Below are 13,411 nucleotides of genomic sequence, written 5' to 3' on the forward strand. Positions count from 1 at the left end.
GCGAAAGCCCCGGCCCGCCTGCTGGCGGACCGGGGCTTGCTTGTAAAAGGTGTTACTTGGTGACCAATTACTTGGTGATCGGGCCGAGTACCGGATCGTCGACGTAAGCCGTCTTGACGTTCTCTGCCGTAACGATCTGCGGCGGGAGGAGGTAAGCCGGGACGGTCTTGACGCCGTTCTTGTAGGAGTCCTTGTCGTTGATTTCCAGTTCCTTACCGGCCTGGAGGTCCTTCACCATGGTGATGGCGTGCTCAACGAGCTTGCGGGTGTCCTTGTTGATGGTGGAGTACTGCTCGCCGGCGATGATCGACTTCACAGACTCAACTTCGGAGTCCTGGCCGGTGACAACCGGGAGCGGCTTGCCGGCGGCCTTGACGGACGTCAGTACTGCGCGGGCCAGGGTGTCGTTCGGGGACAGGACGCCGTCCAGGGAAGCGGTGCCGTAGCTGCCGGTAAGCAGCGTGTCAGCGCGACGCTGGGCGTTTTCTGCCTTCCAGCCCTGGGTCACAGCCTGCTCGAACGAGGTCTGGCCGGAGACTACCTTGAGGGTGCCGTCGTCGATCTTCGGCTTCAGGACGCTCATGGCGCCGTCGAAGAAGACCTTTGCGTTGGCATCATCCGGGGAGCCTGCGAACAGTTCGATGTTGTACGGGCCGGAAGCCTTCTTGGCCTTCATACCGTCCAACAGGGCCTGGCCCTGCAGTTCACCCACCTTGAAGTTGTCGTAGGCCACGTAGTAGTCCACGTTCTCGGTGTTCAGGAGCAGGCGGTCGTAGGCGATGATGGTCGCGCCGGATTCCTTGGCCTGCTGGAGCTGCGTACCCAGCTGGGCGCCGTCGATGGCTCCCACAATGATGACCTTGGCACCCTTGGTGACCATGGCACTGATCTGGTTCTGCTGCTCGGACACGCCGCCGTTGGCGAACTGTACGTCCGGCTTGAAGCCGGCGCTGGTGAGGCCGTCGTTGAACAGCTTCTCCGCGAGGACCCAGTTTTCACTGGTCTTCTGCGGAAGTGCGACGCCGATCAGCGAGTCCTTGGGGAACGCTTCCCCGCCTGCCGTGCTGGTGCTTGAGCCGCTGTCAGAGCGGCCGCAGGCTGTCAGCGCCAGTGCCGCGATGGCAGCGACTGCTGCTGCCTTTCCTGCTTTACCAAACATTCGCATATCTTGGTTCACTTTCTGTGTGGGTGGGGTGGAGCGAGTCTGTCAGGACGCGGATTACGCTTCCTTGGAGATGACCTCTTTGGTGGATGTGGTTTCGTCGGGCTTGATCTCGTTGTTGCGCTGGAAGTTCTTCATCAGCAGTCCGGTAATGGAACGCTTGCCCTGCGACTTGTTGTAGACATCGAAGGCGACTGCTGCCAGGAGCACCAGGCCCTTGATGATCTGGGTAAGGTCGGCGCCAACGCCCAACAGCTGGAGGCCGTTGTTGAGGACGGCCATGACCAGGCCACCAACGATTGAGCCGATCACGGTGCCAACACCACCGGTGACTGCTGCGCCACCGATGAAGACGGCCGCAATGGCGTCCAGTTCCCAACCGACACCGTCGAACGGGCCGGATGCGGTGGAACGTCCAACGAAGATCATGCCTGCCAGGCCGGCAAGGACGGACATGTTCATCATGACCAGGAAGTTGACCTTCTTGGACTGCACACCGGACAATTCAGCTGCGTGGCGGTTGCCACCCACGGCGTAGACGTGGCGGCCCAGGACGGTCTTGTCTGCGATGAAACCATAAATGAGGACCAGGACGGCGAGGATCAGGCCGGGGATGGGAAAGGAAGTGCCGGGGCGGCCCGTGGCGAAGAGGTACGTGGCGTAGAGGATGGCGCCGCAGATCAGGACCAGTTTGGTGACCTCGACCCAGAGTTCGGGAACGTCGGCGCCAAGTGCCTTGGCGGTAGCGCGGGCACGCAGGGACATGATGACCACGAAGGCTACGGCCACCAGGCCGAGCAGTACCGTGAGGTTGTTGAAGCCTGTATCCGGGCCAACCTCCGGCAGGTAGCCGGAACCGAGGAACTGGAACTCTTTGGGGACGGGGATGGTGTTGGACTTGCCAACAAACTGGTTGAAGCCTCGGAACAGGAGCATGCCTGCCAGGGTCACGATGAAGGCAGGTATGCCCACATACGCCACCCAGAACCCTTGCCAGGCGCCGATCACGGCTCCCAGGACCAGTCCGAAGAGCACGCCGGCCCACCAGGGGAAGCCCCAGTCACGCATTGCCAGGGCTACGAAAACGCCCACGAAGGCGGCCACGGACCCAACGGAAAGGTCAATGTGTCCGGCGATGATGACCAGGACCATGCCGATGGCCAGGATCAGGATGTAGGAGTTGCCGTTGAACAGGTTGATCACGTTGCCGGGGGTCAGCGTGCGGCCCTCGGTGAAGATCTGGAAGAAGACGATAAGTGCCACCAGGGCGAAGATCATGCCAAACTGGCGGGTATTGCCACCAAATAGCTTCTTGAGCGCGTTCATTGTTTTGGTCCTTGTGTCAGGAAGGGGCGAGGCTGGGCCAACGGTCAGGCGGTTTTGCGGGCGGAAGTCATGAGCTTCATGAGGCTTTCCTGGCTTGCTTCGTTCTTGTCCAGGACGCCGGTGATGGCGCCTTCAAAAATGGTGTAGATGCGGTCGGACAGGCCCAGAAGCTCCGGGAGCTCCGAGGAAATGACAATCACTCCCTTGCCCTGGTTCGCGAGCTTCTGGATGATGCCGTAGATCTCGTACTTGGCACCGACGTCGATTCCGCGGGTGGGTTCGTCCAGGATCAGGAGGTCCGGATCGGTGAACATCCATTTGGCCAGCACCACTTTTTGCTGGTTGCCACCGGAGAGCTTGGCTACGCCTTCTTCAACCGACGGGGTCTTGGTCCGCAAAGACTTCCGGTACTCCTCGGCAACGGAGAATTCCTTGCGGGTATCCACCACGGAGTAGCTGCTGATCTTGTTCAGCGCCGCCGACACCGTGGTGGTCTTGATGTCGTCCAGCAGGTTCAGGCCCAGGGATTTGCGGTCCTCAGTGACGTAACCGAGTCCGGCGTCGATCGCTTGCTTGACGCTGCGGAGGTTGACCTGCTTGCCGTCCTTGTAGACCTGACCTTTGATGAATCGGCCGTAAGAGTGTCCAAAGAGGGAACGGGCCAGCTCTGTGCGTCCGGCGCCCATGAGTCCTGCGAAACCGACAATTTCGCCGCGGCGTACATAGAAGTTGGAGCCCTTGCAGATCAGGCGATCCTGGATCTGGGGGTGGCCCACGGTCCAGTCCTTGACCTCGAAGAAAACTTCACCGATCGTCGGCTCGTGGTCCGGGAAGCGGGACTCAAGCGTCCGGCCCACCATGCCCTTGATAATCCGGTCCTCGTCTACGCCATCACGCTTGACGTTCAAGGTCTCGATGGACTTGCCGTCACGGATGATGGTGATCTCGTCCGCAATCTGTTCGATCTCATTGAGCTTGTGGGAAATGATGATCGAGGTGATGCCCTTGCCCTTGAGGCCCAGGATCAGGTCCAAGAGGTGCTGGGAGTCGGATTCGTTCAGAGCTGCCGTGGGCTCGTCCAGGATCAGGAGCTTCACGGACTTGTTCAGTGCCTTGGCGATTTCCACCAGCTGCTGCTTGCCGACGCCGATTTCCTTGATGGGGGTATCGGGATCCTCGCGGAGGCCAACGCGGGCCAGGAGTTCGAGGGAGCGCTTGCGGGCCTCGGCCCAGTCGATCACGCCCCACTTGGTGGGTTCGTTGCCGAGGAAGATGTTCTCCATGATGGACAGTTCCGGGATCAGCGCCAGTTCCTGGTGAATGATCACGATGCCGGCCGCTTCACTGGCGCGGATGTCCTTGAACTGCTGGGTTTCGGCTTGGTACACGATGTCGCCCGTGTAGCTTCCGTACCCGTAAACGCCGGAAAGAACCTTCATGAGCGTGGACTTGCCGGCACCGTTTTCCCCGCAGATTGCGTGGATTTCGCCGGCCATTACACGCAGGCTCACGTTCGACAAGGCCTTCACGCCGGGGAATTCCTTCGTGATCGAGCGCATCTCCAAAAGGATGGGATCACCTTGCGTGTCGAGGGATGTCATCAGCCCTTACGCCTCCAATGCATGACTTCGTTGTCGGCCCCGCAATGGCGAGGCTGTCTGATGAAAAAGTAAACTGGATCACCCGTCTTGTCGTCAAGACTTGAACGCATGATCCAGCTAACGATTTCGTTACCTACCGGTAATGCCCGCGTGTTGGAACACCAAAGCGGCGGCTCCCAAGGCCTCTGCCCGCGCCCCGAGGGACGACATTGCGAGGTGGGTTGTCTCGCCCACCACTGGCACGGCATGCCGCACCAGGCCCCTGCGGATGGGGTCCAGCAAGAGGTCGCCGAGGCCCGCCAGAGGGCCGCCCACCACGATCACTTCCGGGTTGATGAGGTTGGAGACGTTGCCCAAAGCGCGTCCTACCGCCAGTCCGGCGTCGTCCACCACCCGCTGTGTTGCGGAGTCGCCGGAGAGGCAGTTGCGGACAATGTCCTGAGGTGTCAGCAGGGTCTCCTGGCCGCGGCCCAACAGCTCGATCATGGTGGTGGTGGACGCTATCGTTTCGAGGCAACCCCTGTTCCCGCAGCGGCACACCAGGCCGTGCTCGTGGATGGTCGCATGGCCTATTTCACCCGTGATGCCAACGTTGCCGTAGTAGGGGAAGCCGTTGAGAATCAAGCCCGCGCCGATGCCCGAGCCGATCTTGAGGAACATCAGGTTGGAGACGCCGCTGTGGGGCCCCCATGTCACTTCGGACAACGCGCCGAGGTTGGCGTCGTTATCAACAAATACGGGGCAGTTCAGCGCCTCCTCCAGTCGGTGGAGGATATCGATGCCCACCCATTCCGGGAGGATTGCCCCTTGTGCCACTGTGCCGGAACGGCGGTCGATCGGGCCGGGAATGCCCGCGCCCGCGCCCACTACGGCAGTGCGGTCGATGCCGTATTCGCGGAGCAGTTTCTCCAGCAGCAGGACAGCCGCGGCGATGCCTTCTTCTGCCTGATGGCCCAACGGCAACTCGATGTAATCCTCGGCAATGACGTGGTAGCCCAGTGAAGCGAGGACTACGCGCAGGTGGCGGCGTCCGAAGTCGATGCCGACGGCCACCGCACCGTTGCTGTTCAGTCTGACGTTGGTTGCGCGGCGACCGGAACTGGTGGTGGGCTCGGTGGAAACGAGGCCCGCGTCCTGCATGATTTTCACGATGTTCGAAATCGTTGCCGTAGACAGCCCGGTCTGCCGCGAGAGCTCAGCTTGCGTGGAAGGACCGCTCAGCAGGCACTCGATGATGCGCTGCTGATTCAGGTGGCGCAGTGCGGACTGCGAGCCAGGTTTTCTTGGATGGCTCTTCGTTGAGCGCTGCGTAGCGGGCATGACAAGAAGATTGCCCCACAAACAACCTTGTAGTCAAGAAGTGAACACAAGGAGTCAACTCACTGCTACATACTCCAACGCAAGATCATGGGATACGTACCCCTTGTGAGGCCCGCTAAGCGTTCCACAACCACGTTGTGGGGCGCAGAGCGGGCCCCACAACGGGAGAGTTGCGGGCAATGCGTCCCGCTTTGGCGGCGTGCGGGTCCAAATGCCCCACCCCATGGACAGGTCCCGCGCCTACGCTGGAACCAAGAAACGTCCGGGCACCCGTGTGCGCCGCGACCAGGCGAAACCCTAGGTGGTAAAGATGCTGCTCTCCGTCCTGCAGGCGAACGCTTCCGTCATGGACGTCGACGCCAATCTCCGAACGATCGACGACGCCGCCCAGCGCGCCGCCCAGGCAGGAGCAGGCTTGCTGCTCACTCCGGAGCTGTTCCCCGTTGGCTACGCGCCACTGCGCTTGCATGCCGAATTGGATCCAGCCACGCTTCCCGGCATCCGGGAACGCCTGGCCGACATCGCCCGCCGGCACAGCATTGGCCTGGTGTACAGCCTTCCGGCCCTCAGCCAGCAGGGGATCGGGCACCAACAGCACCAGGCAGCGCACGACGACGGCGCGCAGCCGGCTGCCGCCGGGAGCGGCTGGCACATCACGGCTACTTTGCTGGACGCCGCAGGCGCCGAGATCCTCAACTACGCCAAAGTGCACCTCTTCGGTGCGGAGGAGCACAAGGCGTTCGTCGCCGCCCAAGAACCTCCCGCCGTCGTGGATTTCAACGGTATCCGCACCTCGATGCTGATCTGCTACGACGTCGAGTTCCCGGAAGCCGTGCGGGCAGCAGCAACCCGTGGCGCTGAACTGCTGCTGGTGCCAACAGCCCTTTCCGCCGGGTTCGACAACGTTCCGCAGGTCCTGATCCGAGCCCGGGCTCTGGAGAGCCAACTCAACGTGGCCTACGCCAACCACAGCGGGCACGAGGATGTGTACAACTTCCTGGGTGGCAGCGTCGTCGCCGGTCCGGACGGATCGTTGCTCGCTGCTGCGGGGGAGTCCCCAACATTGCTGTTCGCGGAGGTCGGCACGGACACGGTGAAAGCGGCGCGGGAGGAAGTCCCGTACCTGCGCGAACGCCGGCCGGAACTCTACAAACAGTGGGACCAGCGCAACTAGGCGACGATCCCGTCTGACCCCGGCCCGATCAATTCCTCCACGTACTGCAACGCAAACCACAACTCGGCACGCACCTGGGCATGGTTGAGGTCCATGTCCAGCAGTTCGCCGAGCACGCCGATCTGCCGCCGCACACTGTTCCGGTGCAGTCCGAGGAGTTTTGCCGAGCCGTCCCAGCTGCCGTTCTCGCTGAGCCAGCCACGCAGGACTGCCAGCAACGGATCGCGCCGGTCCGGTTCGAGTGAGAGCACGGGCGCGAGGAGACGCTCCGCCAGCATGGTTCCGGCTTCGCGCCCCAGCAACCCGGCAACCGACCACGTCACTTCATCCACCCGGGCGCTCTTGCCGGTGGTGACCACGCGGCTGCGCAGGGACGTGGCCCGCTGGTACGCGGCGGCGAGTCCAGTGAGCTCGGTCGGTTCGCCCACCACCAGGCGCCATCCCAGTTTCTCGACGTCGGCCAGCAACGCGTCGTCCACCTTCAACCGGGTAATCGCCGCGAAACCATACTCCGTGATCTCCACGAGCTTGGTGTCGAAGAGCCTCCGCCATTGCAGCAGTTCACGGACAGGCCCATCGTCAGCAGCGCCATCCACCCGGACGCCTTGCACCACGCGCATCTGCCCGGATCTGGTGGAGGACAGACTCTGGGCCAGCAGGTCCTTCAGGCCGTTGACATGCTTGGTGGGGCCGGACGTCAACGAGTCCGGGTGCAGCAGCACCGCCGTGGCCAGTTGGCTGGGGGCCAAGGACCCACTGGTCCTTTGTCGCACCAGCAGTTCCAACAAGCCCACAGCGGACTGCACCACGTTGTTCTGCGCAGGCGTCAGCGGTGCATCCGAGCCGAGGATCAACGCCCCCAGGTTCGCATCCTTGGTGCTCCGCAGCGGATGCCCAAACACCAGCGCCGAACCGGGTTGTTCGAAGCCGTCCATCTCAACGCGCGGCCCGCTGCCGGACAGCAGCCGCTCCAGCATGGGTGACAGCAATGAATGTTCGACGCCGGTGCTGCCGCCGGTATTGTGCCTGCGCGCCCGGACCCGTCCGTCGGCCCCCACCAGCACGGCCCACACCGGCACCCGCTGCACCAGCGCCGCCAGTAGTTCGTGTTCGGGCCTGGGGGAGAGGACTGCCCGCATGAGTTGGCGGTTGGTCTCGGCAAGTTGGCGGAAGACCCGCGCATTGTCCGTCTCCAGCAGCTGGGAGAATTCCAGGCCAATCGCTGCGAACGGCACGGATTCCGGGACCTCGAACAACGTGAGGTTGTGCTTGCGGCAAGCGTTCAGCAGCACATCCGGCACGCCGTCGAAGTAGGGCCTGATGCCGAACCCCAGCGCCGCCACTTTCGCGTCCACCAGTCGCTGGACGTAGGCATCCACCTTGGCCGCCGAGCCGCCCTTCCCCAGGAAAGGCAGCCCAGCGGTGAGGAGGAACTCACCCTCGGGCAGGTACGGGGTGGGGTCCTCCAGCTCACTCGGTTCCACCCACCGCAGCAACGAGGTGCCGCTGCCGCCGTCGTGAAGCATTTTCAGTTCCGGCGGCAGCTGCTCCACGAACTGTTCGAGCGTGACGAAACTCAGGCGGGCGGTGGCGGGCTCAGGCGACATTGCCCTGCCCGGCGGCGGCCGGCTCCTGGTAGTCGGGGCACTCGTAGGCGCTGTCCCGGTCGGCACCGCCGGCGTAGGCACGCGGCAGGCGGGGCGCGATCCTGTTGATGATCTCGTCCCCATGGCTGCCGATCGCAGCACCCCAGTCGTCGGCGCTCGCCGCCCCGGACTCAGGGCCGCCGAACAACACCGCGGTGTCTCCGACGTCGATTCCCGACGCATCCGGGCCGAGGTCCACCATGAACTGGTCCATGCAGACCTTGCCGATCACCGGCACGGTGCGGCCCGCGATGTTCACCACGGATCGGCCGCTGATGCCCTTGGGAATGCCGTCTGCGTAACCGAGCGGAATGAGCCCGAGGTAGCGCGGCTCGTAGGTGATGGCCTGGTGTTCGTAGCTGACACCGGTCCCGGCCGGGACTTTTTTGACCATGACCAGGGGTGCCGTCACGCTGAGCGCCGGGCGCAGGCCGAAGTCCGCCGGGTTCAGGTGATCGGCGGGTGCCAGGCCGTAGATGGCGAGCCCCGCGCGGACCATGTCGAAGTGGAATTCGGGCCGGTCCAGGATGTTCGCCGAGCTGGAAACATGCCGGAGCTCGGGGTTCAGGCCTGCGTCACGGGCTTCCCGTACAGCGTCCTCGAACTCCGCGACGGCGGTGGCGTTGCCCGGGTGGGCGGGCACATCGGCCCAGGCCAGATGGGTCCAAAGCCCCCGGACGCGGAGGGTGCCGTCCAGTTCGGCCTTGCGGGCGGCGGTGACGAGTTCCGCCCAATCTTCCTTGCGTGCACCGCCGCGGCTCAGGCCGCTGTCCAGTTCAAGATGGACGACGGCGGGACGGCCAACGCGGTCTGCGATACCAGCCAGAACCTCGAGCTGCGTGACGCTTCCGAGGGAAACGTCGATGTCGTTTTCCAGCGCCTGAAGAATGGTGGAGCTTGTCTGGGATGCCAGATACAACCACGAAAGGATGGGGACCGTGATGCCTGCTTGGCGGAGCGCGATGGCCTCGGTGAGCTGGGCGGTTCCCAGCCAATCCGCCCCCGCCTCTACTGCGGTGCGGGCCACTTCCACCAGGCCATGTCCGTAAGCATTCCCCTTCACTACGGCCATGAAGTACGGCGCCTCGGTGCGCTTTTTCAGTGCTGTGACATTGTCTGAAATCGCGGACAGGTCGACGGTGACCTGTCCGGACAGGGCGGCCGGAGCAGCTCCTTGATAGTGTGCATTACGTCTCATGGTTGAACACTATAGGTCATTTTGCACCGCGGTGAGAGGTGGCTCACATGCCAGTCTTGTGGCGGGGAAATCGAAACTACTTTGAAGGGACGTCAAGGGTGACTGTGCCTGTGAACACCAAAAACCCAGCGGAGGTGAGCGTCGTGAGGCCAAGCCTGGGCGCGCAACTTTTGCGCCGCAAGCCGATCGGCCAGATGGTCAGCGAAGCCGGAAGCGGCGAGGGCGGAAACCAGTTGGTCCGCAGCTTCGGCGTGCTCCAGCTGACCATGATCAGCGTGGGAGCCACTCTTGGCACCGGCATCCTGGTGATCCTTGGCGAATCAGTGCCACTGGCAGGGCCGGCCATCTGGATCTCGTTCGTCATTGCCGGTATGGCTGCGCTGCTCTCCGCAGTGTCCTACGCCGAAATGGCCGGGCTGGTTCCGGTGGCCGGCTCCAGTTACTCGTACTCCTACGCCACCATGGGCGAGGGCATGGCGTGGATTTGTGGCTGGTGCCTGGTGCTGGAATACGCCGTCTCAGTGGCGGCCGTTGCTGTTGGCGCCGGGCAGTACGTGAACGAGACCTTGGCTGCCTTCGGCCAAGTCCTGCCGGATGCCATGAGCCAGCCGCCGGGGGATGGCGGCCTGGTGAACGTGCCGGCCTTGGTGATAGTGGTCCTGGCCATGGTCCTGCTGGTCCGCGGAGCCCGCGAGAGCGCATGGATCAACACGGCGATTGTCATCATCAAGGTGGGCATCCTGATCTTCTTCTGCGCTGTGGCCTTCACCGCCTTCAACGCAGGCAATTTCGAGCCGCTGCTGCCGATGGGTGCCGCCGGTGTTTCTGCTGCCGCGTCGAGCGTCTTCTTCTCTTACATCGGTTTTGACGCGGCCTCCACAGCAGGCGAGGAAGCCAAGAACCCCAAGCGTGACCTGCCCCGGGCCATCATGCTCTCCATGGTGATCGTCACCAGTATCTACGTTCTGGTTGCCGTCGCAGCCATCGGTGCCCGTCCCTGGGACTGGTTCGACGGTACCGAAGCTGCGCTGGTGCAGATCCTGCACGAGATCACGGGCCAGCCGTGGATTGCTTTGGTCTTCTCCATCGGTGCTGTGCTGGCCATCGCAAGCATCGTGCTGACCGTTCTGTACGGCCAGACCCGCATCATGCTTTCCATGTCCCGCGATGGCATGGTGCCCAAAGTCTTTGGCCGCGTCTCCCGCCGCACCGGCACTCCGGTGGCCGGAACGCTGATCATCGGGACCGCCGTCGCCCTTACCGCGGGCTTGGTTCCACTCGGAGCACTGGCGGACGCCACCAGCATCGGCACACTCTTTGCCTTTGCCCTGGTCAACGTTGCGGTCATCTACCTGCGGCGCAACCGCCCCGACCTGAAGCGGAGCTTCCGGGTCCCGCTCTACCCGATCACTCCCATCCTGGGCACGCTGATGTGTGCCTACCTGATGCTCAACCTGGGCGCCGACACCTGGATCACGTTTGGTGTCTGGATGCTGGTAGGCATCGCCATTTACCTCGGCTATGGACGCCGGAACTCCAAGGTAGCCGAGCTCAGCGAGCAGGACTACCGTGAACTGACCGCCAGGGCCGTGAGCCCGGAATCTGTGAAAGCAGCAAACTCATGACCATCGCCACCGAACTCCCTGTTATCGAAGAACCAGGCGCGCCTGCTGGAGCCCCCATCACCATGCTGAACCCGGACTTTCCGTTCAGCTACGACCACTACCTGGCACACCCGGACGGACTGGGCTCCGTTCCCGAGGAGCTCTACGGCACGGAAGTCGCCATCATCGGCGCGGGCCTGTCCGGGCTCGTCACCGCCTACGAGCTGATGAAGCTTGGCCTCAAGCCGGTCATTTACGAGGCCGACCAGATCGGTGGGCGCCTTAGGACGGCGAGCTTCCCGTCCGCGCCCGGCGTGGTGGCGGACCTTGGCGGCATGCGCTTCCCGGTCTCAGGCAAGGCGTTCTACCACTACGTGGACCTGCTTGGCCTGGACACCAACGAATTCCCCAACCCCATGGCGCCGGCCACCTCGAGCACAGTGATCGAGCTCGCGGGCAAGAAGCACTACGCCACCACTGCTGACGAGCTGCCGGAGTTCTTCCTTGAAGTAGCCGATGCGTGGAAGGCCGCAGTCAACGACGGCGCAGCGTTCGCGGAGATGCAGGAAGCCATCAAGGCCCGGGACACCAAGCGGATCAAGGAACTCTGGAACGCGCTCCTCCCGGAACTCGACGAGCAGACCTTCTACGGCTTCATCGCTGCCAGCAAGTCCTTCAAGGAAGCCGGCTTCGCGCACCGCGAGGCGTTCGGCCAAGTGGGCTTCGGCACCGGCGGTTGGGACACGGACTTCCCCAACTCCATCCTCGAAATCCTCCGCGTGGTCTACACGGACGCGGATGATCAGCACCGCTCCATTGCGGGAGGAGCGCAAAGGCTCCCCGAGGCACTCTGGAACCACGCGCCGTCGAACCTTACTTACTGGCCCCAAGGCACCTCGCTGGCATCCCTGCACAGCGGTTCCCCGCGCGGAGCCGTGGACAACATCCGCCGCGCAGGGAACGGCGACCTGCTGGTCCGCGAAAGCTGGGGACGTGAAGCCACCTACCAGGCCGTGGTGACCACCTGCCAGTCATGGCTGCTGTCCACGCGCATCCACACTGAGGAAGCGTTGTTCCCGGCAGGGCTCTGGACCGCGATCGAGCGTTCGCACTACATGCAGTCATCCAAGACCTTCGTGATGGTGGACCGTCCATTCTGGAAGGACATCGATCCCGAAACGGGCCGCGAGGTCCTGTCCATGACGCTCACCGACCGCCTCAACCGGGCAACGTACTTGCTCGACGACGGGCCGGACAAGCCTGCTGTCATGCTCCTGTCCTACACATGGAATGACGACGCCCTGAAATGGCTGGCCCTCAGTGCCGACGAGCGCGTGAAGCTGATGCTGCACTCGCTACAGCAGATCTACCCGGGTGTGGATATTGCCAGCCACATCGTGGGGCAGCCGATCACCGTGTCCTGGGAAGCCGACCCCAACTTCATGGGTGCGTTCAAGGCCAACTTGCCGGGGCACTACCGGTACCAGCAGCGACTGTTCACCCACTTCAAACAGGATCAGTTGCCGGAGCACCAGCGCGGCATCTTCTTGGCCGGAGACGACGTGTCCTTCACCGCAGGCTGGGCCGAGGGCGCCGTGACCACTGGCCTCAACGCTGTCTGGGGTGTGGTGAACCATCTGGGTGGCGCGTCCGCTGCCGGAAACCCGGGCCCGGGCGACCTCCTGGACGAGCTCGGCCCGATCAGTCTGGACTAAGTTCTGTACGTTGCGGGGCCCGCACTGCGTCCCAAACCCATCGGGTGTGGATGCAGAGCGGGCCCCGCATTCGGCGTTAAGCGTGCATGTCCCGGTGCGCCGCCGCGAGTTCCTTGTAGTGCGCGGCGTTGTGCTTCACACCCTCAAACTCCTCATCGGTGAGTTCACGGCGGACCTTCGCGGGCACGCCAGCCACCAGGGAGCGTGGGGGAATGACCGTGCCTTCCAACACCACGGCGCCCGCGGCGATGAGTGAGCCCGTACCGATCACCGCGCCGTTGAGGATGGTTGCGCTCATGCCGATCAGGCAGTCGTCCTCCACAGTGCACCCGTGGACTACTGCGCTGTGCCCCACGGACACGCGCTCGCCCACAGTGCAGGGGAAACCGGGGTCGGCGTGGAGGACTACGTTGTCTTGGAGGTTCGAACCCGCGCCGACGCTGATCGGAGCCGTGTCCGCGCGGACGGATACGCCGTAGAAGGCGCTGGAGTCCTGGGCCAACGTGGCCTTGCCGATGATGGATGCAGTGGGTGCCACGAAGGCGGATTCATGGATGGCCGGGGTGTCCCCGGCGAACGCGTAAGAGGGAGCCATGGTGCCCAGCTTAGTTCCCATGTAGGTCGCAGTTGAGGTCGTTCCCAACGCTGGGAACGACCTCAAATGC

10 protein-coding genes are annotated in these 13,411 nt (G+C 63.4%); 3 read left to right on the forward strand and 7 right to left on the reverse strand.

The window, feature by feature from the left end:
• Nucleotides 1-67 precede the first annotated feature (67 nt).
• From AB4Y77_RS06085 to AB4Y77_RS06100, 4 genes are all read right to left on the reverse strand, one after another.
• Nucleotides 68-1,165 (reverse strand): substrate-binding domain-containing protein, encoded by a 1,098-nt coding sequence (locus AB4Y77_RS06085; RefSeq protein WP_311213081.1) that lies wholly within the window; start codon nt 1,163-1,165, stop codon nt 68-70.
• A gap of 54 nt (nt 1,166-1,219) precedes the next feature.
• Nucleotides 1,220-2,488, reverse strand: a complete 1,269-nt coding sequence (gene mmsB / locus AB4Y77_RS06090) for a multiple monosaccharide ABC transporter permease (protein ID WP_442013298.1) — start codon at nt 2,486-2,488, stop codon at nt 1,220-1,222.
• Nucleotides 2,489-2,532: 44 nt separating this feature from the next.
• The gene (mmsA, locus tag AB4Y77_RS06095) at nt 2,533-4,089 is read right to left on the reverse strand and encodes a multiple monosaccharide ABC transporter ATP-binding protein (protein ID WP_442013299.1); all 1,557 of its coding nucleotides are present in this window, start codon (nt 4,087-4,089) and stop codon (nt 2,533-2,535) included.
• A gap of 129 nt (nt 4,090-4,218) precedes the next feature.
• Nucleotides 4,219-5,409, reverse strand: coding sequence for an ROK family transcriptional regulator (locus tag AB4Y77_RS06100; RefSeq protein WP_442013300.1), 1,191 nt, complete (start codon nt 5,407-5,409; stop codon nt 4,219-4,221).
• Nucleotides 5,410-5,719: 310 nt separating this feature from the next.
• On the opposite strand from AB4Y77_RS06100, the gene AB4Y77_RS06105 reads away from it, so the two are divergent.
• Nucleotides 5,720-6,583, forward strand: a complete 864-nt coding sequence (locus AB4Y77_RS06105) for a carbon-nitrogen hydrolase family protein (protein ID WP_442013301.1) — start codon at nt 5,720-5,722, stop codon at nt 6,581-6,583.
• Here the strand turns inward: AB4Y77_RS06105 and AB4Y77_RS06110 are convergent.
• Together AB4Y77_RS06110 and alr are read right to left on the reverse strand one after the other, a co-directional pair.
• A complete protein-coding gene (locus AB4Y77_RS06110; protein ID WP_442013302.1) occupies nt 6,580-8,190 on the reverse strand; it encodes a PucR family transcriptional regulator in 1,611 nt (536 codons plus the stop codon). The two genes, AB4Y77_RS06105 and AB4Y77_RS06110, sit on opposite strands and share 4 nt — an antisense overlap.
• On the reverse strand, nt 8,180-9,427 hold the full coding sequence (gene alr, locus AB4Y77_RS06115; protein ID WP_442013303.1) for an alanine racemase: 1,248 nt from the start codon (nt 9,425-9,427) through the stop codon (nt 8,180-8,182). Before alr ends, AB4Y77_RS06110 begins: the two co-directional genes overlap by 11 nt.
• A 194-nt stretch (nt 9,428-9,621) precedes the next feature.
• Between alr and AB4Y77_RS06120 the strand changes: the two genes are divergently transcribed.
• Both AB4Y77_RS06120 and AB4Y77_RS06125 read left to right on the forward strand, forming a co-directional pair.
• On the forward strand, nt 9,622-11,052 hold the full coding sequence (locus AB4Y77_RS06120) for an amino acid permease (RefSeq protein ID WP_442013449.1): 1,431 nt from the start codon (nt 9,622-9,624) through the stop codon (nt 11,050-11,052).
• On the forward strand, nt 11,049-12,746 hold the full coding sequence (locus tag AB4Y77_RS06125) for a flavin monoamine oxidase family protein (RefSeq protein WP_311213089.1): 1,698 nt from the start codon (nt 11,049-11,051) through the stop codon (nt 12,744-12,746). The genes AB4Y77_RS06120 and AB4Y77_RS06125 overlap by 4 nt, the downstream gene beginning before the upstream one ends.
• Before the next feature lie 76 nt (nt 12,747-12,822).
• On the opposite strand, the gene AB4Y77_RS06130 is transcribed toward AB4Y77_RS06125, so the two are convergent.
• Complete coding sequence (locus AB4Y77_RS06130) at nt 12,823-13,341, reverse strand: gamma carbonic anhydrase family protein (RefSeq protein WP_442013304.1); 519 nt, start codon at nt 13,339-13,341, stop codon at nt 12,823-12,825.
• Between the last annotated feature and the right edge of the window lie 70 nt (nt 13,342-13,411).

The sequence above is a fragment of the Paenarthrobacter sp. YAF11_1 genome (assembly GCF_052113445.1).
Lineage (GTDB): Bacteria > Actinomycetota > Actinomycetes > Actinomycetales > Micrococcaceae > Arthrobacter.